The sequence below is a fragment of the Propioniferax innocua genome, assembly GCF_006716235.1.
GTDB classification, from domain to species: Bacteria; Actinomycetota; Actinomycetes; order Propionibacteriales; family Propionibacteriaceae; genus Propioniferax; species Propioniferax innocua.
This window is the reverse complement of the sequence record NZ_VFOR01000002.1, coordinates 497,746-520,081: the sequence shown is the minus strand read 5'-3', so window position 1 is coordinate 520,081 and position 22,336 is coordinate 497,746. Positions and strand designations below refer to the sequence as shown.

The window sequence follows — 22,336 nt, the reverse complement described above, 5'->3', positions numbered from 1 at the left end:
TGTTTCAGGGGAGTGCAGCAATGATCGCGGCGTGGGGTCGTGAGCCCTCGTCGTGACGCTGCACCGTTTCGAGGATCGAGAAGCCGACCGTTTCGAGTAGGGCCGAGAGTTCGTGCACGGGCCAGAAGTGGGCGGTCGTGACCGCGTGATCGAATGCTTCCACCGCGGGACCGTCGAAGAATCCGATCAGCAGTGACCCACCCGGAACGAGGGCGGACCGGCATCGCCTCAGAGCCGGCTCCATCTCCGTGGGCTCGAGGTGGATCAGGGAATACCACGCCATGATGCCGTTGGCCGCCCCATCGGCCAGCTCCATCACGGACCCGACGTCGTACTCGACCTCCGGATGCGCGCGCTGAGCGATGTCGATGAATCGTTCCACCGGGTCGATGCCACGCACCGACGCGCCCTGCTGATGCAGGAAAGCCGCCCAATGTCCGGGGCCACAGCCGAGGTCGATGATGCGACCTCCCACGCCGCTCGCCCATCGCCCGATGAGCTCTCGATCCGCCGGATGGGTGGCCTCCAGCGACCCCAGGTGATGGGCGTACTCATCGGCGCGGGCCGTGTAGTGCTGGACCGTCTGCGGTGTGGACACGATTTCCTTTCGAGGACGAAGCGGCATGAGGTGAGAAGAAGGGGCAGGTCGTCAGACGAGTACGGTGGTTTTGGGGTCCTCTCCGAGGAATGGCACGTGATGTCCGTGATGCATCAACCATGCGAGCACGCGGTTCGCACGATCGGGCATGACGCGGCGACGCTGCCGTACAACGCGCAACGCGCTGCCGCCGGAGGAGTCGATACGGGTCAGTTCGAGGTCGTCTCGGGAGAACACCACATCGAGCACCGGCTTTAGGTCGTGCCTGGTCATGCGGGGCGTTCCAAGTCGCGTAAGTAAGCGTTGGCCGAAACGATCCATCAAACTGGGGTGACAGCCTGCACGGAGCAGCAGCATGATCAGCTCCACGTAGTCTTCCACGTCATCGGGCACAGCGGAGTCGAGGAAGATCAGCAATTCGTTGTAGCTCCCTGCCCGGCACGTGCTCACCGGCCAGCCGGCTGCGAGCAACGCGCGGACCAGCTGCTGGCGTCCCTCGTCGTCGTTGCGTATCCGCAACGCGATGTGCAGTAGATTTCCCAACCCACTGATCGGTTCTTCATCCGGGGGCGCGGCGATGCGCCGGAACTCCGCAGCCAACCACGGCAGCTCCGACTCATGGTTCGCCAAGAACCCCCGCGCACCCAGCTTCTGGATCTGATCTTTCAGGTCCAGGAAATCCCCCAACCGCAACGGATCTCGGGGCGAGGCCGGTTGTGCCGGTGCACGGTCGAGCTGCTTCAAGTACCGCTCGGCGTCCACCCCCGATGGCGGGGCGGGGATCTCGGCCTCGGGAAGCGCGGCCTCCTCCGTGTCCGGGCGGAGGGAAACCAAGAACCAATCGGGCATCCACCACGCGGTGCGCGGATTGCGTCGTTGCTCACACTGTAGGTCGGCAGCCGTCAGCGGCGGATCGAACGCAGGCAAGTGATCGCTGTTGATGTGCTGGCGCATCATGGTCAGCGTCGGGGCCGCATCACTCACATCGATGGTGAACACCGCCGAGAGCCAGGTGCCAAACCCCGGCCAAGCGTCGTCGGCGCGCCACTGCTGGAGCGCCTCGATCATCGCCGGTGGGGGCGCGGCAAATTCTACCAGATCGGAAGCGTCGGCATCCTTGCAGGTGGCAGGAAGGCCGTGATCGAGGAAGGACACGAGGCGCGTCTCGGGAATGGGGTCCGGCCCTAGCTCGGCCCACCCGCGGGCCTCCCAGCGCTCGCCCATCTGCCGGAACAGAAGCCGGATCTTGGCGTCGCCGAGATCTCCCAGGCCGGCTAGCCATGTCTCCAAGCCGTCGACGCTCCGGGTTCGGGTGAATCCGCCGCCAGCATCGGGATCCACCGACAGACCCCAATGATGCGCCGCAGCGCGCTGATCGCGTTCGATCTCCTCGGAGGCACGACGGGCCTCGTGCGCGACGACCTCCGGCAAGATCCAATGCTTGACGCCCCCAGCGACGATCTGCAGACCCCAGCCTTCGGGTATCGCTGTGAGCACCTGACGTCCGGTGAGCCGCACCCGGTCCTTGCCCGTCCGAGGCGTCTCCAATTGTTCCGGTAACGATACGAACACCCGTAGGAACGACGTGGGGTGTCCGTGCACCTTCTTGCTCGCGGTCAGGAAGGCCGGGCCACATCCATAGCCTGCGGGCGGGGTTCCGGTGAGGCCCTGCCCGAAGGGCACAGGAGTGCGGGCGCGTTTGGGGGCTTGGTCCTGCAGTGGTGCGACGACCGAAGCGGCCCGAAAGGCACTCCACAAGTCCGGAACCTCCGGCAGCGGGATTCTCGGAGGGTGTTTGGCCAGCGCCCGCGTCAGTTGCGGAATGTCAAGGTGCAGGTCATTGCTCACGGCAGCTCCTGATCGTGGAGGTCTGTGCGTCAGGGTGTCATATGAGCAGTCCGGTGTAACACAGCCAGCGCGATGTTCATCGAGCGTTGACCCCAGAAGCATGATTCTGACGCATTGCTGCCCTAGGGTCTGTGCGAGCCAATGTGCGAGGAGTGGAGTTGAAGGACACCGGTGTGGCCCCATTCGACGTGGCGGTGTTCGCCGCCGAAATGGCGGTCTATGCAACCATCGCCGCGGCCGGATGGCGGCTGATCCATCCCCTGGCCGGGGTCCTGGGCGTGGCGGTGATGGCCGCGTGGTGGGGCACACTCCACGCGCCGAAGGCGCCGATCGCCCTCCCGGACCCGGTGGACATCACGTTGCGGATCATCTGGTTCATCATCGGAGCCGTCGTGTTGGCCGTGCTGGTCCACCGCCGCCTGTCCACGTGACGCGACTGCAGCCCGAATCGGGACGGCCGGCCTACTCGTCCACGTCCAGATACTGCGCGTACTTGTGAGGCTTCTCCACGCGGAAACGCTCTGCCTCGGTGCTCTCGACCGAGAGATGACGGAGGTGCGATTCCTCCACCAGCACCGACGTCCCGGGTGGCAGGAGCCAGCGGGCCGCGAATTTCCCCGTGTCGAGTTTGATGGGCTCTGGCTCGGCTCCCAACGTCTCACGCACGAGACCGATGACGTGACGGATACGTGCGGCCCCGGGGCCACGATGCTTGTCGGCGTCGAGAGCCCAACGGGTGTGCATCACGTTGATCGTCAACGTCCATGCCTCACCGCCCACGACGGAGGCGGACATGTCTCCGTACTTCATCGACAGGTCGTCGATGATGGCCCAACCGCGGGACTCCAGGTGGCGTTGGGTGGCGTCGGAGCCCAGCGTCCAATCCAGTTCGGATCCGATGGTGCAGAACTCTCGTATCAGCTTGTCGGACAGTGTCTTGCGCGTGACCTCTGGCGTCATGCTCCTGATCGTCTCACCCGTCCTGAGGTGGGAACGGCCCGCGGTTTCCTTCAGAAGCGAACTCCGAAATCGAGCAGGTTGAACTGCACGCATTGGATGGCGAACACCAGCAACGCCAGCGTCAGGACGCCGTTGCCGACGATCGGACGCCACCCGTCGTATCCTCGGAACGCCCTGACCGCCCGTACGGCTGCGGCCACCCCGGCGATCAGCGCGATCACGATGAACACGTGCGCAATGTGCACCAGAACGGGAGCGGGCGTCATGTTCGTCATGCTCTGCACGAACATCATGGCCATCAGCACGGCGAGCGGCGCGAAGGCCGCGAATGGGGTCAGACGCCGAGCCCACAGCGTCAGCCGCGACACCTGTTCCGCCTCTCAAGCCCGGGACGCCCTTCTGCGACGCAGTGCCACGGCCGCAGCCACGGTGACGATGACCCAGAACAGCGCCAGCCCGAACACCAGATGCTTGTGCTCATACCACGGGACCTTCAGCAGCGAATGCGCCGAGAAGAGAACGAGCGTGCCGTGACCCGATGGATGGCTCCACCCATCGGGTCACGGCCTTCGAACTGCTGCCAGACGCTCGGGCTCGCCTCCCGGAGCTTCATGCCGGCGAGAGTGAGGGTGCCGTCGGCATCGGCCGAGGCGTGCATCTGCGAGATCGGGCTCACGAGCTTGAGCACGCCGGACCTCTGTTGACGCGAAAGGGCGTAGCTGCCGGCGAGTTCGCGGCGTCCTCCGGTGCGCTGTCGATGGCCGGGCCCACAGGAGCAGCAGCACCCAGATAGCGGTCGTCGAATGACGCGATGAGGGCGCGCATGTTGATGTCACCGTTGCCGTTGCCATTGCTGGAGATGAAGACCGCCAGATCCTTGTCGGGGACGGCCATCAACATGCTGTGGAACACGCCGGTGTCTCCGCTGTGATAGACGATGTCGTGGCCGTTGCGTTGACCCAGCCAGAACTGCAACCCCATGGTCTCGGTGGACGTGGTGGCCACGCCAGCCTTGCTTGGGTCGAGGGCGGGCGTCTGCATCACTTGCAGGGTTTCTCGCTTCAGGATCCGCGGCTCATGCCCGAGCGCGAAGTTCATGAACCTGGCCATGTCGACGCTCGTTGCAGAAATCGACCTCACCGGGGCGCCGGAGATGTGCTCGAACGGCGCAGGCTCGGTGCCCGCGAACGTGGTGAAGCCTGAGACCATGTCGGGCTGCAGGTCGGCGGGCAGCGGTTGAGCAGCACTTGAGTGCGTCATATCGAGGGGCTGGAGGATGTGCTGGTCGACGTAATCGGCGTAGCTCTGGCCACTAATGATCTCGACGAGCCGACCCAGCAGAGCTGTGCCGAAGTTGGAGTACGCCGTCACGGTGTCGGGTTCGTAGATCTGGTCAGGCTGATCCTGCACGGCTTCTCCCAGTGGCTTCATCTGTTCAGGTGTGGGCACTATGAAGCCTTCGCCCATGTACTCCTCGAAGCCACCTGTGTGTGAGGAGGTGGCGGGCGGTCACCGTGCCCCTGGGTGTGTTGAGTCGAAATCCAAGTATTTCTGCACATCGGCGTCGAGGCCCAATTGCCCCTCTCCGACGAGCGGCATCGCCGAAACCGCAGTGAACAGTTTCGAGACCGAACCGATGCGGAACAGATGGCGTTCGGGATCGACGGGAGTGGCGCAGTCATGGAGCCGTGTGGCCCGGTCGGAGCTGCCGTAGCCGCGGGCAGTGAGCAGCTCGCCGTCGTGAACGACCGAAACGGTGACACCGGGGGCTTCGGCCTGATCCAGCATGGGAAACACAGCGCTATCGAGCCAGGCACCGACGTCAGCCTTGGTGATTTCGGCGGGGTGGTGGACGGAGCAGCGGGGCCGGTTGTGCGGCCCGATCGGTGCCGGAGGTGAGGAGGAGAAAACTCGCCATGAGGGCGAGCAGCGCGGTGAGAAAGCGCAGCGGGGTACGCATCGTTACCCTTCTGAGCAGCGGCACCGCTTGCTCAACTACAAGCGTAGGACAGTGTGCGGCGTGTGCCTCCTGGGTCACCCTGATCGAAGCCGACCCGTTGCTGAGATACCCCTGAAGGGAATTCGTAGGTGAGGATTGGATCGCTGGTCTCTGAGGATGCTGATCAGAGACAGGCGCATATCGAACGGTCAATGGGTGGGTGGCTCCTCAGGCTCGGTGGCCGGGGTGCTTCCATCGCCATAGCGCCGACGCAGCGCTTCACGCGCAGTGTCGATGAACCATGCCTGCTCGGGGGAACGTGAGTGGGGATGGCGTGCGTGGAGGCAGACCTTGATGGGTGCGACGGGCCACGGCAGATCGACCCAGCGCAGACTTCCGCCATCGGTGAAGCCCTCTGCGATGTAGTGGGGGAGGATCGCCACCGCGTCACTCTGGGCCACCAGGTGAGGGACAGCGGTGAACCGCGGAACCTGAACGCGAATGTGTACGTCGCGTTCACGTTGGAGGCGAGCCGGCTCTTGGTGACCGGTCACTCCGACGACGGCGATGTGCGGTTCGGCGTCCAGGGCATGCGCGGTGACTGACGTGCCGATGCGGGGGTGCTCATCAGCCACGAGCGCCACGTATCGCTCCTGAAACAGCTCGTCGCGGTTGATCAAGGGTGAGTGGAATTGTGCGCTCGAGACGAAACAGTCCAGTTCGCCGTGCGTGAGTTGACGTTCGACCAGGTCGATGTCCAGCGGAGCCACCTCGATACTCGCGTGGGGTGCTGACTCGGTAATGGCCGCTGCCAGTGGTGGTAGCACCGAAACCTCGCCGGCGTCGGACATCCCGACGCGGAACGTCGATGTCGACGTGGCCGGTTGGAATGGAGCCGACTGCAGGAACACGCTATCGATCGCGTTGAGAGCTTCGATGAACCGTGGATATGCGCGCACCGCTACTGCAGTCGGCGTTACGCCCTGCGGGCTGCGCACGAACAGGTCGTCCTCGAGCTGGCGTCGGAGCCGGTTTAGGCTGTGCGTCACTGTGGGCTGGGTCAAATGGAGACTGCGTGCCGCTGCCGTTACCGAGCGGGTCTCGAAGACCGTGACGAACGTCCGTACCAAATTCAGATCAACCTTCGGCATGCCCCAACTATAGATGCAGTCTATGTGAGTCGCGCCACAAGATCTATTGGATAGTTGGTGCCGCTCGCTTTAGGTTTCTCGTACCCGTCAATGAGGAGGGAGTGAACCCATGACTGATGTGCGCACCACTGCGCATCAAGTTCTCGTCGAGAACGGCATCACCCGGATCTTCGGGAATCCCGGATCCAATGAGCTTCCCTTCCTCGTTGACCTCCCCGGGAGCATTGAATACGTGCTCGGCCTCCACGAAGGCGTTGTTGTGGGCATGGCTGATGCATGGGCGCAGGTCACCGGTCGACCTGCCTTCTGCAACCTGCACGCTGGTTCAGGTACAGGAAATGCCATGGGGGCATTGCTCAATGCGCGCTATTCCCGGACACCGTTGGTGATCTCGGCCGGCCAGCAGGTCCGTGGAGTCATCGGCATGGAGGGAATGCTGGCAAACGTCGACGCCACGATGCTGGCCAAGCCGCTGGTGGACTGGGCCGCCGAGCCGGCCGATGCGCAGGACGTTCCGCGTGCCTTGGCCGAAGCCATCCACACCGCGGTGGGCCGACGCATGCCCACCTACCTCTCGGTCCCCTACGACGACTGGGACGTGGAATGCAACGACAACGCTCGTCTGGCGTCCCGGCGAAGCGTGACTGTGGGGCGGGAACCCACCGCTGGGCAGATACGTCGCGTGGTGGACCTGGTGCAGGCGGCCAAGCGTCCAGTCCTTGTGTTGGGTGGAGACATCGACACCGATGGACTCAATGATCGGGCTGTCCAACTCGCCGAGCGTCTTGGCTCTCCTGTGTGGGCCGCGCCTTCGCTGTTCCGGCTTCCGTTTCCGAACCGCCACGAACTGTTTCGTGGTGTGCTGCCCGCAGGTATCGCTCCCATCTCCCAGGCCTTGGCACCGTACGATCTCGTCGTGGTTCTCGGGGCTCCGGTGTTCCGCTACCACCAGAACGTCCCCGGTGACCTTCTTGCCGAGGGAACCCGTCTGCTGCAGGTCACCGACGACCTTGCCGCCGCAGCCCGGGCACCCATGGGCGAAGCCTTCGTCGCTGAACCCCGCGCGGTCATCGAGGCACTGCTCGGCGCCCTGCCCTCCACGCACACGAGCCACAACCATTCGATCCCCGATGAGCCTTCCTGTGCCGAGGGTGGAACCCACCCCGAGGAAGTCTTCGCGGCACTGCGCAAGCGCATGCCCACTGATACTGCTTATATCGTGGAATCCACCTCCACGAACAGCTCCTTCTGGAAGCAGATGGATCTGCGTCACCAAGGCTCGTACTTCTTCCCGGCCTCAGGCGCGTTGGGATTCGGGCTTCCTGCGGCGGTCGGCGCAGCACTGGCTCACCGTGACCTTGGCACCGGCCGCCACGTCGTCGGTGTCATCGGTGATGGGTCGGCGAATTACGCCCTGCCAGCTCTGTGGTCTGCGGTGAACCTGGGCGTCGATGTGGACATCGTGATCCTCCGCAATGGCACCTACGGGGCCCTTCGATGGTTCGCTGACCTGCTCGATGTGGGTGAGGTTCCCGGACTCGATGTTCCGGGCATGGATCTCACCAGGATCGCCGCCGGTTACGACCTGCCTGCCCTCCATCTCCCCGACGCCGAAGCCCTTGACGAACTGCTTGCTGTGCCTCGCCCCGAGGGGCCCCGCCTCCTGCAGATCGACACTGCGCTCACTCAACCCTGATCCCTCTGATTTCTGACCTGACCGGCACGACTGCTGCCCGCGCAACGATTCGGGCCATAGACGAAGGAGTACTCATGAGCCTGCTGACACAGAACATCTGGAACGAGAAGATCTTCAACGGTGACTGGTGTGTCGGTGCGGCTTCTCCGCACACCGTGGTCGAGGCAGCGACTGGTGAGACTCTGGGTGCAGTCGGAATGGCAGATGCGAACCAGGCCCTTGCTTCCTCGACGGCAGCAGCCGCCGCCCAGCGTGATTGGGGTAAAGCCGCTCCCTCTGTGCGGGCGCAAGTGCTGCGCCGGGCTGCCCAGCTGTGGCAGGAGCGCGCCGGTGAGGTGCAGGAGTGGCTCATCCGGGAAGCGGGCTCAGTGCGCGCGAAGGCGGAACTCGAGGTGGCCCAGACGGCTGATGCATGCTGGGAGGCTGCGGCGTTGCCGACGCATCCGACCGGTGAGATGCTCGCCTCCAACGAGGATCGCTGGTCGATGTCCCGCAGACGTCCGGCAGGTGTGGTGACGGTCATCGCCCCGTTCAACTTCCCGCTGTTGCTCGCCATCCGCTCGGTGGCACCGGCCCTCGCGCTCGGCAATGCCGTGGTGCTCAAGCCTGATCCGCGCACGGCTGTCTCTGGTGGGGTCACCATCGCGCGGATCTTCGAGGAAGCCGGCCTGCCCGAAGGGCTCCTGCATGTGCTCCCGGGGGATGCCGAGGTTGGCAAGGCCGTGGTGACCGCCCCGGAGGTGGCAGTGGTCTCGTTCACCGGTTCAACCGGTGCTGGACGCCATGTCGGCGCTGCTGCGTCGGGTGCCTTGAAGCGTGTTCATCTTGAGCTGGGTGGCAACAATGCCCTCGTCGTCCTGCCGGGAGCGGATGTTGCCAAAGCCGCCTCGGCCGGCGCCTTCGGATCGTGGCTCCACCAGGGCCAGATCTGTATGACCACCGGACGCCACCTTGTGCACGAGTCGATTGCGGAAGAATACATCGCTGCGTTGACCGAGAAGGCCCGCCACTTGCCGGTCGGAAACCCCTACACCGACGAGGTGGCTCTCGGCCCGATCATCGACGACAAACAACGTGAGCACGTGCATCGCATCGTCACCGCAGCCAGGGACGCCGGGGACACCGTCCACGGCGGTGGCGAACCCGCTGGACGCTTCTATCCGCCCACGGTCATCTCCTGTGACAAGGATTCCCCGGCATGGCGCGAGGAGATCTTCGGCCCGGTCGCCCCGGTGGTGACCTTCGCATCCATCGAGGAAGCCGCGGAACTGGTGAACGACTCCGAGTACGGACTCTCGGTCGGCATTCTCGGTGAGGTTGGCATGGCGATGGAGCTCGCCGACCTGGTGGATTCGGGGAAGATCCACATCAATGAGCAGACCGTCTCCGACGAACCCAACGTCCCCTTCGGCGGTGTCAAGGACTCAGGCAATGGCAGCCGATTCGGTGGCGCTGCGGCCGATATCGAAGCGTTCACCGAGGTGCAGTGGCTGACCATGCGTCCGCAGATTGCCGATTATCCCTTCTGACCTGCCCAAGCACGAGCTGGAAAGGACGATGATGTCTTCATTCACCTCCCGAGCTACGGGCTCGGAAAACACACAACAACGAGCAGGCGCGTCCGCGTGGCCGAGTGTCCTGTGCTGGGTCACCGTGATGCTCGAAGGTTTCGATCTGGTCGCCTTGGGAGCGATCATTCCCACCCTCATCAAGGACGGGCACATGGGGTTCGACAAGGGTGGCGCGACACTGGTGGCCACGGTGTCGTTGATCGGCGTCGCCATTGGTGCGGCGGCTGTGGGGCCCATCGCCGACCGGATCGGACGACGCCTCGTGCTGATCGGCTCGATCTTCCTGTTCTCGGTGTTCACGTTGGTGATTCCGCTGGCTGGTTCGGTCGAGATCTTCGCGGTCTTCCGGCTCATCGCAGGCCTTGGACTCGGCGCATGTATGCCCACCGCGTTGACGCTGATGGCGGAGCATCTGCCCGAATCCAAACGGTCGCACTCCAGCACCTTGACCATGACCGGATACCACGCCGGTGCGGTCGTTGCCTCGCTCGTGGCGCTGGCCGTGGTTCCCGACTGGCAGCTGCTTTTCTACCTCGGCGGCGTCATTGGTTTGCTCGTCGTCCCGGTGATGTGGTTCAAGCTTCCTGAATCCGAAGCCTTCCTGGCGAGCCGCGAGAAGGAGGACGCTGCCCGGGCGAGTCTCTTCCAGCCCGGCCACCGGAAGGCGATCGTCGGTGTCTGGATCGGGTCCTTCATGGGGCTGCTGCTGGTCTACGGCCTCAACACATGGCTGCCGCAGCTGATGCGTGAAGCCGGATACGGCGTCGCCAGCTCCATCACCATGCTGTTTGTGCTCAATGCCGGCGCGGTCGCTGGGCTCCTGCTCGCCGGAAGCATCGCAGACCGACGCGGCGTCAAGCCCACGATCCTGCTGTGGTTCGGCGTCTCCGCAGCATTGCTCGCGCTGCTGTCGGTGCAGATGAAGAGCCCGTGGTTGGTGAATCTCGTCATTTTCATCACCGGCATCTTCGTGTTCAGCGCGATGGTGTTGATCTACGCCTACATCGCCCACACCTTCGCCCCCGAGGTGCGCAACACTGCGATCGGGCTGGCGTCGGCAGTGGGACGTCTGGGCGCCATCGTGGGACCGCTGGTCACCGGTGCTCTTGTGACTGCGGGGATCGCCTACCCGTGGGGCTTCTACTTCTTCGCCGCTGTGGCGGTGCTGGGGCTTCTGGCCATTGTGATGGTGCCCCACGAACAGGTTCTCAAGAACACCGAATCGCAACAGGAGGCTGCCCGTGCCCAAGCGTGAACGAACTCGTATCGGAATTGTCGGAGGAGGCCCGGCAGGCTTGATGCTCTCGCATCTTCTGGCACAGCAGGGCATCGACCACATCGTCGTCGAGGCGCGAACGCGCCACGAGATCGAGAACACCCATCGGGCCGGGATCCTGGAGCAGGGGTCGGCCGACCTGCTGCTCGACGGGGTCAGCGACCGCATCCTCACCGATGGTGACCGTCATGACGGCATCGACATCAGGATCGAGGGGGAGCGGCATCCCATCGACTTCCAGGAGCTGGTCGGCGCGTCGACCTACCTGTACCCCCAGACCGACGTGTTCATCGACCTCGCTGACCGTCGTGAGGCGGACGGGGGCGATATTCGGTACGGCGTCGGACCGGCACAGGTCTCCGACGTGGAATCCCGACCTCTCATCACCTACTCCGACCCGGACAGCGGTGGCACGGTGGAGATCGAGTGCGACCTGCTGGTTGGTGCCGATGGCTCACGTAGCGTCTGTCGCGGCGCGATTCCCGAGCAGCACCGCACCGCACACTTTCGCGAATACCCCTTTGCCTGGTTCGGCGTCCTGGTGGAGACCCCACCCAGCCATGAGGAACTCATCTACTCCCGTTCCGAGGCTGGATTCGCGCTCGTCAGTCAACGCACCGAGACCCTCCAGCGGCTCTACTTCCAATGCGATCCGCGCGAGCGCGCCGAGGACTGGAGCGACGAGCAGATCTGGGAGACCTTCCGTTCTCGATTGAATTTCAACGGGTTCGAGATCAACGAGGGGCCTGTCACCGAGAAGGTCGTGCTGCCGTTTCGCAGCTTCGTCTCCGAACCGATGCGTTGGGGCAAGCTCTTCCTCGCCGGAGATGCTGCCCACACTGTGCCGCCCACGGGGGCCAAGGGACTGAACCTTGCGCTACAGGATGTTCGCATCTTGGGGGATGTGCTGGGGCGCTGGGCTGAAACAGGTGATGACGCCATGCTTGACGAGTACAGCGGACGTTGCCTCGACCGCGTGTGGAAGGCACAGCACTTCTCCTACTGGATGACCTCCATGCTGCACACCACTGCTGATGACAGTGGCTTCGACCGCAAGCGCTCGCTCGGAGAGCTGCGGATGCTGCTGGAATCCGACCACGGAAGGGCTTGGCTCGCTGACGCCTACACCGGCTGGGCCGGAAAGGCCTTGGCATGAGTCGTTACTGGATGCAGCGATGCCTGTTCGACCACCTCCGTGAACTGGAGAAGATCGACAACGATCGGCCCGCCGACAAGGTGGAGACCGACGGCTACGAATTGACCGACGCCGAACGCACCGCACTCGATCGCGCCGATGTAGGAGCCCTGTACGAATTGGGCGTCCACCCGGTGCTCATCAACGCGTTCTGCCGCCAGATGGGGTGGAAACGAGCTGATTACGCTGTGCTCTTCCCCGAAGGTGAAGCCGAACGCATGCGTCACAACCAGGAGGTCCGATGGCTGACATCGTGATGGCCTACAGCAGCGCCCATGCGCCGATGATGTCGGCGAATCCCGAATCGGCGCAGCCCGAGATGGCTGAACGGTTCTTCGCCGGCCTGCACGAGGCCGAGAGCCGGGCCCTCGCACTGGAGCCTCAAGCGGTGGTGATGGTCTCTGGAGAGCACTTCACCAATTTCTTCCTCGACAATCTGCCGCAGGTGAGCGTCGGTTTGGGAGAGACTCACCTCGGGCCGGTGGAGAAGTGGCTCGGTATTGATCGTGTGCAGGTTCCCGGGGCGCCCGAACTCGCCGAACACATCCTCGCAGGGACCATCGCTCGTGGGCATATGCCCGGACTCTCACATGATCTGACCGTGGATCACGGCTTCATGACCGTCTATCACTCGCTCAGCCCCGACGCGTCATTGCCGCTGGTTCCGATGATCATGAACTGTACTTACGAACCGTTGATGACATTGCGTCACTGCTGGAACTTCGGAATCGCGTTGGGGCAGGCCATCCGAGCTCACGATGGCCTAGAACGTGTTTTGCTGGTGGGAGCCGGCGGTCCGTCCCATTTCGTGGGTGAGCCACGTGTCGGTGATATCGATATCGACTTCGACCTGTGGTTCCTGCGCCGACTGGAGCAAGGCTGCCCACCCGACCTTCTCGACATCGGCAATGAGGAACTCATGCTGGCCGGTAACGGCACCGGGGAGATCCGCGCATGGGTCACTGTCGCTGGTGCCATGTCGCCGGAGGCCGGCGCGCCACCCATCACCACGACTGCCGTGGCCTATGAGCCGATTCATGAGTGGATCAACGGCATGGGCGTCGCTGTACACGAGGTGGACGGGACCATCGGGGATGGTCCCGCGACATCGATCTTCTCCGCCGACGGGAGACAGGGAGGCACACGATGAACCCCGGACCGATCATCGACGTGCACGCGCACGCCATGCCGATGCCAGTGCTCGAGTGGTTGCAGGACGAGGGGTTGTGCGATCTCGGCGAGCTGAGTGATGCGAAAGTGTGGCTCGACCCGCGCGTGAGCGGCGTCGGACCGGCAGCCAAGCTTCCGCTGCCTCGCATGATGTACGACGTGCGGAGCCGACTCAAGGCGATGGACGCAGCGGGTGTGGATATCCACGCGGTGTCGCTGCCGCCGTTCCTCATGGCCTCGTCCTGCCCGGATCCGGATCTGGCCCTCGAGATCGTGCGTCGCGGGAATGACGCGTTGGCCGAACTCGTCGGCATCGCCCCGGACAGGCTCGTCGCCTTGGGGACCGCGCCGGTCGGTCTGGATGTGGCCGCCGATGAGGCGCGTCGGTGTCTGGACGACCTCGGCATGGCCGGTATCGCTATCGGATCTCAAGGCGCGGGCAAAGACTTAGATGCCGAGGTGAACGAGCCACTGTGGGCGCTTCTCGCTGAGCGTCGGGTCTTCACGTTCCTGCACCCGAGCGGTTCGCCGAATCCTGAACGCACCGGAGACTTTTGGTTCCCACAACTCGTCGGCTACCCCATGGAGACCGCGTTGGCGGCGTCCCGCTTGATCTTCGGTGGTGTGACCTCGCGGCATCGCTTTCCGCTCTGTCTGGCGCATGGAGGTGGTTGTCTTCCCTCCCTGCGTGGGCGTCTCTCCATGGGGTGGGACCGTAAACCGCAAGCACACACGATCGATGATGACCCACGGAACCACATCGACGAGTTGTACTACGACACCGCCGTCTTCGACGCCGACCTGCTGCGTTCACTCGTGGCGCAGGTGGGGCCCGAACATGTGCTCATGGGCACCGACTTCCCGTTCGATCTCGCCGAGCGCGCACCTGTGCAGTTCGTCGAGGCGTCGGTGGAGCCACAGCAGGCTGCCATCGTTCTCAGCTCGGCTGCAAAGCTTCTCGGGATAGAGATCGCTTCCGGGCCCAGGTGAGGCATGACCGCTCAAAGACGAGTCACCATCACACAGTCAAGGGCGGCGAACAGCCCGCAGAAGACAGGAAGAAGGCAACAGGAGGGAACATGCCCGAAGAAGCAACAACGGAGTTCTGGCGGGGCATCAAGCCGATCGAGAACTACTCCAAGCCTGGGTCACTGCCCGAGGTGCATATTCCAAATGCTGCCGATCTCAGTGATGAGCGCTATTTCGCGCCCTTGAGCGACACGGCGTTCTCTCGACCCTTGTGGATCAACGTCCAGCAAAATATGTGGGCCGATGTGCTCATGGCCAAGGAAGCCGGACTCGTCAATCGGCACTACCACCCTCAGGAGGTGTTCGCGTGGACGATCAGCGGCAAATGGGCATACCTGGAGTACGACTGGACCGCTACAGCCGGGTCTTTCGTGTATGAGACGCCGGGTGGTTCACACACACTGGTGGCGTATGAGTCTGATGAGCCCATGCGAGTGCACTTCGTGGTCAAAGGCCCGCTGATCTGGCTCGACGAGAACGGTGAGAGCATCGGACATTTCGACGTGTTCGACTACATCCAGGTGTGCAAGGAGCACTATGAGAAGGTTGGTTTGGGCGCGCATTTGATCGACGAGTTGACCCGCTGACAGCGGACTCCGTATTCACTTAGCGCTCCACTCCGGCGTTGTGCCGTGTCTATGCGGCGCAACGCCGGAGTGGAGCGTGGTGCGGTTGGGTCACCCCAAGAGCCGTGCGATTCGCGTGAGAGTGATCGGCATGTCTTTACGGGCAGCCTGTTCGCGTTTGGCCATGCCCACCAAGGGCTTGGGGAACTTCTCCATGAAGAAGGCGTGCCCACGCTCGGTGAAGTGCCAGGTATGGGTGACCAGCGTCCCGCCTTCGTGCGGCGCGAGGACGTAGCCCCAGCGCGTGGCGCCGTCGTTGACCTCCCATTCGAACCGCTCGCCAGGTTCAGCGGCGGTCACCTTCGAGGTAGAGGTCCACTGGCGTTTTCCGTCGTCGTTGTGACCGGTGAACAATGCGCCGACGCCGGTCTGCGCTGGATCGTGCCATTCGGCACTCCGGCAGGTGGGGCTCCACTCGCCGGTGCGGGGCACATTCGAGACCAATGCGTAGACGTCTTCGGGCGATGCCGGAACCCACGCCGACACCTCGTGGGTGCGTTCGAGATCGGGCTCGAGACCGCGTTCGGTCGCGAGCTGGGTGATCCGGCCTGCGAGCGCGAGATCGCGGTCGGTGACCTCGCCGACGTCATGGCTGATCAGCAGCACCTCCACGGTGGGGAACGTCAACGTCACATCGGGGTGATGATCTGCTTCCTCGGCCAGCTCGCCGACCTGTTGGACGAAACTGAGTCCGGTCGCGAAGTTGCCGGTTCGATAACGGGCGCAGATGGTTGCGTCGAGAGGACGCCAGCCCTCGGGCAACGTGGTGATGTCGAGCTTCATCGCGTCCTCCTTCGAGCGCCGGATGGTGATGCGAGTCACGCTACCGGTAACGCCTGAGACCCGAGGCCCCACCTTGACGTTGGGCCGCGTCTGCCCGGCGCAACGTAGAGGTGGGTGGCGTTTGGCTTGGTGTAGTGGCTTGTGGTGCTTGAGCGGGGGTTCCATCTTGACGCTGGGCCGCGTCTGCCCGGCGCAACGTAGAGGTGGCGGCAGGGTTCGATGCGGTAGGTGGGGCGGGTCCGCTGCGGCAGATGGAAACACCGATGCGGCAGGGTTCGACGCCGCAGACTCAGCGGAGTTGACGCTTGGACCGTCGACGCACCCTGTCCGCCGAACCATTGGCCACCTGAGTCCCGCGTACGAGAGCGGCGACGGTGGCCAGACCGCCGAGCACGACAGCCACGGCCGGAAGCGCCGAGTTCGCCTCCACCGCGATCATCGCCGCGATCATCACCACGAACATGGCACCGTCGGCGACGATGAGCCAGGGGAGTGCGGCACGGTGGCCGTCATTCCACGCCTTGTTCGAAGTGAGCAGGGCCTTTCCAGGTAGCCCGATCCGGGTGTCTCGACGCAACTGATGGGTGGCGGCACCGTAGGAGAGCGTCGTCAGAATCACCACGCCGAGCAGCGCGATGAGCCCGAGCACCTGCCATGCGGTCACCGGGTCACTCCTTCGGCCGGCGGCGGCTCACCTCATACAGGGCGATGGCCGCCGCAACGCTGGCGTTCAACGATTCGATCGAGCTGGTGATGGGGATCGACGCCACCTGATCGCAGTTCTCGCGCACCAATCGGGCCATCCCCTCGCCCTCGGAGCCGACCACGATCACCAAGGGCCCATCGAGCCCGGGCAGTTCCTCGATCGTCGCGTCCCCATCGCCTGCCAGCCCCACGATCTGGAAGCCGGCCTTCGCGAAGCTGCGCAGAGCCTGATTCAGGTTCGTGGCCTGAGCCACTGGAACCCGCGCCGCCGCACCGGCCGACGTCTTCCACGTCACCGCGGTCATCGACGCCGATCGCCTGGTCGGAATCAGCACACCGACCGATCCGAAAGCCGCTGCCGAACGGATGATGGCGCCCAGATTGCGGGGGTCGGTGATGTGGTCGCACACCACGACCGGACCGGCGCCGGGCTCACGTCCGGCCTCGATGAGGTCGGCGGTTTCCTTGTACTCGTAGGTCGGCAGTTTCACCGCGACGCCCTGGTGGACGCCACCGCCGGTCAGACGGTCGAGTTCACCGCGGGTCACTTGGAGCAACGCGATCGAATGGTCGGCGCAGTGCTTGAGGATGTCCCGCATGCGGTCATCGCGTTCGGCACCCTCGGCCACATAGGCGCCCTGCACCGGGACGCCCTCGGTCAGGGCCTCGAACACCGGGTTGCGTCCGAACACCCACTCGGCACCGGCCTTCGGCTTGGCCGACTGCTTCGCCTTCGCCTGGCCCTGCGCCTGTTTGGCGCGGTAGGCCTTGTGGGCGGGGCGGTCCTCGGCCTTCGGGGTCGGTCCCCGCCCCTTGAGGCCGCGACGGATCCGACCACCGGATCCTGCGGTGCGTCTGCTCTTGGCCATCAGCCGTCCTTCCGCGTCAGGGTCCACTCCGGTCCCTGCGGTGTGTCGGTCACGGTCAGCCCGAGCTCGGCGAGCTGGTCGCGGATCGCGTCGGCCGCCGCGTAGTCCTTGCGGGAACGGGCATCTGCGCGCTGCTGGAGGAGCGCGCCGACCAAACCATCGACCACTGGTTCCAGCGCAGCGTCACCGCTGCCCCCGAGATGCGCCCACGCCTCGTCGTCCCGGTCGAGCCCCAGCACCTGCAACATGCCTCGCACCGCCCCGTAGTGGGACGCCACGGCGTCCAGATCGTCGGCGGACAGTGCCTGGTTGCCGGCTCCGACGTGGCGATGCACCTCCGCGACGGCCTGCGGCGTTCCTAGATCGTTGTCCATGGCCTCGGCGAACGTGTCGGGGATGGTGAACTCGACTTCTCGCTCACCCAGGACTGGCGCGGCGCGATCGACGAAGTTGTCGATACGTTCCAGCTGGGCGGTGGCCTCCTGCAGCGTCTCGGGCGCGAACTCGATGATCGACCGGTAGTGCGGCGCCACCAGATACAGGCGCACCGCACGAGCCGGGTAGTCCTTGGTCACCTGCGAGACCAGCGCCGAGTTGCCCATGGACTTCGACATCTTCTCGCCGCGGGTGGTCACCAGACCGTTGTGCATCCAGTACTTCGCGAACGGACGCCCGGCTGCGCTCGATTGCGCCAACTCGTTCTCGTGGTGAGGGAAGCGAAGATCCAGGCCGCCGCCGTGGATGTCGAACTGGTCCCCGAGATACTTCCCGGCCATCGCCGAGCATTCGATGTGCCAGCCCGGACGCCCACGCCCCCACGGGGAGGGCCACGCCGCGGTCTCGGGCTCGCCGTCCTTGTGACCCTTCCACAGCGCGAAGTCCCGCGGGTCCCGCTTGCCGCGGGCGTCGGCGTCTTCGGCGTCCTGCATGTCGTCGACGCGCTGGTTGGACAGGCAGCCGTACTCCGGCCAGGACCGCACGTCGAAGTAGACGTCACCCGAGCCGTCGGGGGCGGGGTAGGCGTGTCCGCGTTCGATGAGTGACTCGATCAGTTCGATCATCTCGGGGATGTGCCCCGTGGCCCGCGGCTCGTAGGTGGGCGGGATGCAGCCCAGCGCGGCGTAGGCGTTGTGGAGTTCCCGCTCGAACCGGTAGGCGTGCGCCCACCATTCGACGCCGGCGTCAGCGGACTTGGTGAGGATCTTGTCGTCGATGTCGGTCACGTTCGCCACCACACGCACATCCCAGCCGGTGTGCGTCAGCCAGCGGCGCAGGACGTCGAACACGACCTCCTTGCGGATGTGCCCCACATGGGGAGCCGACTGCACGGTCAGCCCACAGTGGTAGATCGAGACCTTTCCCGGCTCGACGGGTTCGAACTCGTGCACGGTGCGGGTCGCGCTGTCATACAGGTGGAACGTCACCCGTTCAGCCTACCGGCCCGCGCCACGGTGATCGAGAATGCGCTTACCGACACTGCGGGATCGCTCAACCGGGAGCAGCCATGTCCTCGGTCTCCTGCAGCTCACGGGCCAACGCGGCGAGGGTGGCGTCGTCGGCAGCGCAGTCGGGGATGGGCGTCCCGAACAACACCCCCTTGGGTAGGGGGACCCCGCCATCCAATGCACGCCACCAGATGTACGGGATGGAGGAGTTCAACACGAGGGCCGCGCGGTCGCGGTCTTCGTCGTTCGCCTCATCCAGAACGTCTCGGAGGATCTGGAACTTGGGCGCCGCCAGATACGACGCCGGCGTCACGGCGATGAAGCCCCGGGCGGAGGTCGCGACCCGCTCGATGAAGAACGCGAAGAACTCGCGGGTGGCCCGGGTCCGCAGACCCGGCTGCATGGGGGCGCGAGCGTACGGAGGGTTGACGATCACGTGATCGTGCTGGGGCAGGGGAGCCGGGGAGAGGAAGTCCCGCTGCACCGCGCGCGAGTGGAGCGCGCGCAGGCCTTCCCTGTCGCCCTGGGCGAGGAAATCGGCCCCGATCAGTGCGACCGCCGACAGCAGCGCGGCCCGGTCGGAGTCCACCAGGATGAGCCGGCCCTGGACGAACTCAGCGGGATCGTTCTGAACCGACGCCAGATGCCACGCGAGATTCCCGACGCCGCAGCACGGATCCATCCAGCCCCCGTCGGGGAACGTCCTGGACTGCCCGGCCATGAAATGTGCCGCATCGTCAGGGGTGAAGTACTGGCCCGATGATTTGCGGGCGGTACTGTCGGTCAGCGCGATCAACGCTTCGTAACACACGCCCACTTCACCGATGGTCAGCGCCGCGAGCGGGCTGTGCCCGTCCTCGAATGGCTCGGCCTCGAGGATGTCGACGAGATCTTCCGCCAGACCCGGCCGCTGTGCCGTGGTGACACTGGCGACTGCGCGCAACCAGTTCTTCTGCGCCTCGGACTGCCGGGGGCCAGAAGATCACGGAGTACGCGCGTCACCGCGGAGACGGAGAACGCGGCCCGTGGTGCGGACAGATCGTAGGGGGTGGCCAAGCGATTCACCTGAGGGCGAGATTTTAGCTGTGAGCTCTTTTGGGTGAGGGTACATGCGCGACGACGTCAGCGCTCTTGGACTTTCCGGGAACGGCCGACTTCACGGAGCACTTTGGCAGAGCCGTCCGACACGATCTCGGTGAAGGTGGCGCGCGCGTCCTGACACGGAGACGTCGGCACCCGTGGCGGACTCGAGGGTGGGGCTCAGCCGCCGAGGTACTGGGCGTACTTGTGGGGCTGCTCGACGCGGAAGGACTCAGCCGTCTTGCAAGGGGCGTCCCTATATTCCGAGTCAATCCGCGAGACCGGTTGGCTCGGGGCGATGTATTGCAGGGATCGAGCGCACCCCCCTATATGGATGGAAAAACATTGAGGACAGATCTTGACCTCGGCGGCCCCGGATCTGTCGCTGAGGAGCGGAGTTGAGGACATGAGGTGTCCTCAATGAAAAACGAAGTGTGGGGCCCCTATCGGTGGGAGGCCAAGCGCAGTGTGGGACTGTTCGCGTCACCGTGTTGTGGAGCTACTGCTGTTGTGGAACATGGGGAGTGTCGATTTCCGTGCCAGACGCTGGCCATGGAGCCGTGCCAGACGCTGGCCATGGATCCGCGCCAGACGCGATCGCAGGGACCCGCGCCAAGCGCTGGGTATGGCGAGACATCCATGTCGATCATCTGTGGCGACCACATGGCTCCGCGCCAAGCGCTGGGCATGGAGGTGCAGGCTTGGACCGCCGGGCCACCTTCAGTTAATCTTCACTCACCCGATCGGGGACTCAAGGGAGAGACGATGGAACGCCTGTTGCCGAATGATGACGCCACAGATCTGCTCGAGGTCGTCCGAGATTTCGCTCAGTCCGAACTGGCGCCGCGGGCTGCCGATGCGGAGGAGAACGAGGAATTCCCTCGGGAGACCTTCCGCCAGATGGGCGAGATGGGGTTGCTGTCACTGGCTTATCCGGAGGAGTACGGCGGTTCCGGTCAGCCATATGAGACCTACCTGCAGGCGTTGGAGGAGATCGCTGCTGCGTGGATGAGCGTCGGCGTCGGGACCTCGGTGCACACCATGACCTGCTACCCGGTCGCCACCTTCGGCACCGATGAGCAGAAGCAGCGTTTCCTCCCCGAGATGCTCGGCGGCTCGCTGCTCGGCGCCTATGCACTCTCCGAGGCCGGCGCGGGTTCGGATGTCGCGGCGATGACTACCCGGGCCACCCGCGATGGAGACGACTACGTCCTCCGCGGCACCAAATCCTGGATCAGCCACGGAGGACACGCAGACTTCTACATCACCTTCGCCCGCACGGGAGAGGGCAAGAGCGGTATCAGCTGCTTCCACGTGCCCGCCGACGCGGACGGACTCGAGTTCGGGGTTCCCGAGAAGAAGATGGGCCTCACCGGTTCGAGCACCACCACCGTCACCTATGACGATGTCCGCGTCCCGGTCGACAACCTCATCGGTGGTGAGGGCAAGGGCATGTCCATCGCGCTCAGCGCGCTCACCTCAGGGCGCCTCGGCATCGCCGCCAGCGCCACCGGTCTGGCACAGGCTGCTCTCGACGCCGCCAGCGCCTACGCCAAGGAACGTCACCAGTTCGGTCAGGCCATCGCGGGCTTTCAGGGCATGCAGTTCATGCTCGCCGACATGGCCGCGAAGGTGGCGTCGGCCCGGGCCCTGTATCTGGACGCGGCCCGTCGCCGTGACCGGGGCATGAAATTCGTCCGTGAGGCCGCCATCGCCAAGATGGTTGCCACCGATGCCGCCATGTCGGTCACCACGGACGCCGTCCAGGTGCTCGGCGGATACGGGTACACCCGCGACTTCCCCGTCGAGCGCTACATGCGCGAGGCGAAGGTGACCCAGATCTTCGAAGGCACCAACCAGATCCAGCGGCTCGTGATCGCCCGCGATCTCTGACGACGCCGACGGCTCGCTCGCCGAGGTGCCTACGGCTCATTCGCCGAGGTACTCATTCGTCGAGGTACTCATTCGCCGAGGTACTGGGCGTACTTGTGGGGCTGTTCGATTCGAAAGGTTTCTGCCTCGGTCAGATCCGGTGAACAGTAACGAATGTCCTCGGCCGTCACGAGAACCGATGTGCCTGCGGGCAGGAGCCAGCGCGCCGCGAAGGCGCCGGTGTCGAGCCGGACCGCTTGGGGTTTGGCGCCGAGATCGTCCCTGACGACGGTGATGACGTGGGAGATGCGGCGAACCGGTTCATCCGCCGTGGTATCGGTTCCCGGGGCCCAGGTCGTGTGCTCGAGTGTGACCGCAGCGGTGTCGGAGATCCCGCTCACCGAACCGAACATCTCCTCGAAGCACAACAGCTCGTCGCCCTCGTCGGTCCAGCCGAACTCGAGCGCTTGTTGGGTCGTCGCTTCGGGGGAGCGTTCCAATCGATCACCGGTCCGAGGGCGAG

General features: G+C 64.6%; 22 protein-coding genes and 1 pseudogene. 10 read left to right on the top strand and 13 right to left on the bottom strand.

The genetic code is table 11. The features are described 5' to 3' along the window. Nucleotides 1-4 precede the first annotated feature (4 nt). Both FB460_RS09105 and FB460_RS09100 read right to left on the bottom strand, forming a co-directional pair. Complete coding sequence (locus tag FB460_RS09105) at nucleotides 5-598, bottom strand: class I SAM-dependent methyltransferase (RefSeq protein ID WP_211345929.1); 594 nt, start codon at nucleotides 596-598, stop codon at nucleotides 5-7. Between the two features lie 51 nt (nucleotides 599-649). Beyond that, nucleotides 650-2,446: a hypothetical protein gene (locus FB460_RS09100; RefSeq protein WP_142093810.1), complete on the bottom strand. Its 1,797-nt coding sequence runs from the start codon at nucleotides 2,444-2,446 to the stop codon at nucleotides 650-652. Between the two features lie 152 nt (nucleotides 2,447-2,598). Between FB460_RS09100 and FB460_RS09095 the strand changes: the two genes are divergently transcribed. After that, nucleotides 2,599-2,877 (top strand): DUF2568 domain-containing protein, encoded by a 279-nt coding sequence (locus FB460_RS09095; RefSeq protein ID WP_142093809.1) that lies wholly within the window; start codon nucleotides 2,599-2,601, stop codon nucleotides 2,875-2,877. A 31-nt stretch (nucleotides 2,878-2,908) separates the two neighbouring features. On the opposite strand, the gene FB460_RS09090 is transcribed toward FB460_RS09095, so the two are convergent. From FB460_RS09090 to FB460_RS09065, 5 genes and pseudogenes are all read right to left on the bottom strand, one after another. Further along, the gene (locus FB460_RS09090) at nucleotides 2,909-3,406 is read right to left on the bottom strand and encodes a hypothetical protein (protein ID WP_142093808.1); all 498 of its coding nucleotides are present in this window, start codon (nucleotides 3,404-3,406) and stop codon (nucleotides 2,909-2,911) included. A gap of 50 nt (nucleotides 3,407-3,456) precedes the next feature. Next, a complete protein-coding gene (locus FB460_RS09085) occupies nucleotides 3,457-3,774 on the bottom strand; it encodes a hypothetical protein (RefSeq protein ID WP_142093807.1) in 318 nt (105 codons plus the stop codon). 125 nt (nucleotides 3,775-3,899) lie between these two features. Next, nucleotides 3,900-4,094, bottom strand: a complete 195-nt coding sequence (locus FB460_RS09080; protein WP_142093806.1) for a hypothetical protein — start codon at nucleotides 4,092-4,094, stop codon at nucleotides 3,900-3,902. Then, a pseudogene (locus tag FB460_RS09075) lies at nucleotides 4,079-5,203 on the bottom strand (serine hydrolase domain-containing protein). Before FB460_RS09075 ends, FB460_RS09080 begins: the two are co-directional and overlap by 16 nt. A gap of 351 nt (nucleotides 5,204-5,554) precedes the next feature. Next, the gene (locus FB460_RS09065) at nucleotides 5,555-6,496 is read right to left on the bottom strand and encodes a LysR family transcriptional regulator (protein ID WP_142093803.1); all 942 of its coding nucleotides are present in this window, start codon (nucleotides 6,494-6,496) and stop codon (nucleotides 5,555-5,557) included. A 109-nt stretch (nucleotides 6,497-6,605) separates the two neighbouring features. Between FB460_RS09065 and mdlC the strand changes: the two genes are divergently transcribed. From mdlC to FB460_RS09025, 8 genes are all read left to right on the top strand, one after another. After that, nucleotides 6,606-8,192, top strand: coding sequence for a benzoylformate decarboxylase (mdlC, locus tag FB460_RS09060; RefSeq protein WP_142093801.1), 1,587 nt, complete (start codon nucleotides 6,606-6,608; stop codon nucleotides 8,190-8,192). A 74-nt stretch (nucleotides 8,193-8,266) separates the two neighbouring features. After that, nucleotides 8,267-9,721 (top strand): benzaldehyde dehydrogenase, encoded by a 1,455-nt coding sequence (locus FB460_RS09055; protein ID WP_142093800.1) that lies wholly within the window; start codon nucleotides 8,267-8,269, stop codon nucleotides 9,719-9,721. 127 nt (nucleotides 9,722-9,848) lie between these two features. Then, on the top strand, nucleotides 9,849-11,018 hold the full coding sequence (locus FB460_RS09050; protein WP_246044345.1) for an MFS transporter: 1,170 nt from the start codon (nucleotides 9,849-9,851) through the stop codon (nucleotides 11,016-11,018). Beyond that, the gene (locus tag FB460_RS09045; protein ID WP_281281836.1) at nucleotides 11,005-12,195 is read left to right on the top strand and encodes a 4-hydroxybenzoate 3-monooxygenase; all 1,191 of its coding nucleotides are present in this window, start codon (nucleotides 11,005-11,007) and stop codon (nucleotides 12,193-12,195) included. Before FB460_RS09050 ends, FB460_RS09045 begins: the two co-directional genes overlap by 14 nt. Then, entirely contained in the window at nucleotides 12,192-12,491 is a 300-nt protein-coding gene (locus FB460_RS09040) for a hypothetical protein (protein ID WP_142093796.1), read from the top strand. Before FB460_RS09045 ends, FB460_RS09040 begins: the two co-directional genes overlap by 4 nt. Beyond that, a complete protein-coding gene (locus FB460_RS09035; protein WP_142093795.1) occupies nucleotides 12,476-13,384 on the top strand; it encodes a DODA-type extradiol aromatic ring-opening family dioxygenase in 909 nt (302 codons plus the stop codon). Before FB460_RS09040 ends, FB460_RS09035 begins: the two co-directional genes overlap by 16 nt. Continuing rightward, the gene (locus tag FB460_RS09030; protein WP_142093794.1) at nucleotides 13,381-14,394 is read left to right on the top strand and encodes an amidohydrolase family protein; all 1,014 of its coding nucleotides are present in this window, start codon (nucleotides 13,381-13,383) and stop codon (nucleotides 14,392-14,394) included. The genes FB460_RS09035 and FB460_RS09030 overlap by 4 nt, the downstream gene beginning before the upstream one ends. Nucleotides 14,395-14,483: 89 nt before the next feature. Further along, entirely contained in the window at nucleotides 14,484-15,020 is a 537-nt protein-coding gene (locus FB460_RS09025; protein WP_142093793.1) for a 2,4'-dihydroxyacetophenone dioxygenase family protein, read from the top strand. Between the two features lie 90 nt (nucleotides 15,021-15,110). Here the strand turns inward: FB460_RS09025 and FB460_RS09020 are convergent, their stop codons facing one another. From FB460_RS09020 to FB460_RS09000, 5 genes are all read right to left on the bottom strand, one after another. After that, nucleotides 15,111-15,842 carry a 4a-hydroxytetrahydrobiopterin dehydratase gene (locus FB460_RS09020; RefSeq protein ID WP_211345928.1) on the bottom strand — a complete coding sequence of 244 codons (732 nt, stop codon included), beginning with the start codon at nucleotides 15,840-15,842 and terminating at the stop codon, nucleotides 15,111-15,113. 289 nt (nucleotides 15,843-16,131) lie between these two features. Continuing rightward, the gene (locus FB460_RS09015; protein WP_142093791.1) at nucleotides 16,132-16,506 is read right to left on the bottom strand and encodes a hypothetical protein; all 375 of its coding nucleotides are present in this window, start codon (nucleotides 16,504-16,506) and stop codon (nucleotides 16,132-16,134) included. A gap of 4 nt (nucleotides 16,507-16,510) precedes the next feature. Then, nucleotides 16,511-17,416 carry a 23S rRNA (guanosine(2251)-2'-O)-methyltransferase RlmB gene (rlmB, locus tag FB460_RS09010; protein WP_142093789.1) on the bottom strand — a complete coding sequence of 302 codons (906 nt, stop codon included), beginning with the start codon at nucleotides 17,414-17,416 and terminating at the stop codon, nucleotides 16,511-16,513. After that, complete coding sequence (cysS, locus tag FB460_RS09005) at nucleotides 17,416-18,840, bottom strand: cysteine--tRNA ligase (RefSeq protein ID WP_142093788.1); 1,425 nt, start codon at nucleotides 18,838-18,840, stop codon at nucleotides 17,416-17,418. The genes rlmB and cysS overlap by 1 nt, the downstream gene beginning before the upstream one ends. Nucleotides 18,841-18,904: 64 nt before the next feature. Continuing rightward, nucleotides 18,905-19,804, bottom strand: coding sequence for an N-6 DNA methylase (locus tag FB460_RS09000; protein WP_211345927.1), 900 nt, complete (start codon nucleotides 19,802-19,804; stop codon nucleotides 18,905-18,907). 902 nt (nucleotides 19,805-20,706) lie between these two features. Here FB460_RS09000 and FB460_RS08995 point away from each other — a divergent pair. Next, nucleotides 20,707-21,834, top strand: a complete 1,128-nt coding sequence (locus tag FB460_RS08995; RefSeq protein WP_142093786.1) for an acyl-CoA dehydrogenase family protein — start codon at nucleotides 20,707-20,709, stop codon at nucleotides 21,832-21,834. Nucleotides 21,835-21,902: 68 nt separating this feature from the next. On the opposite strand, the gene FB460_RS08990 is transcribed toward FB460_RS08995, so the two are convergent. Next, nucleotides 21,903-22,313: a hypothetical protein gene (locus FB460_RS08990; RefSeq protein ID WP_142093785.1), complete on the bottom strand. Its 411-nt coding sequence runs from the start codon at nucleotides 22,311-22,313 to the stop codon at nucleotides 21,903-21,905. Between the last annotated feature and the right edge of the window lie 23 nt (nucleotides 22,314-22,336).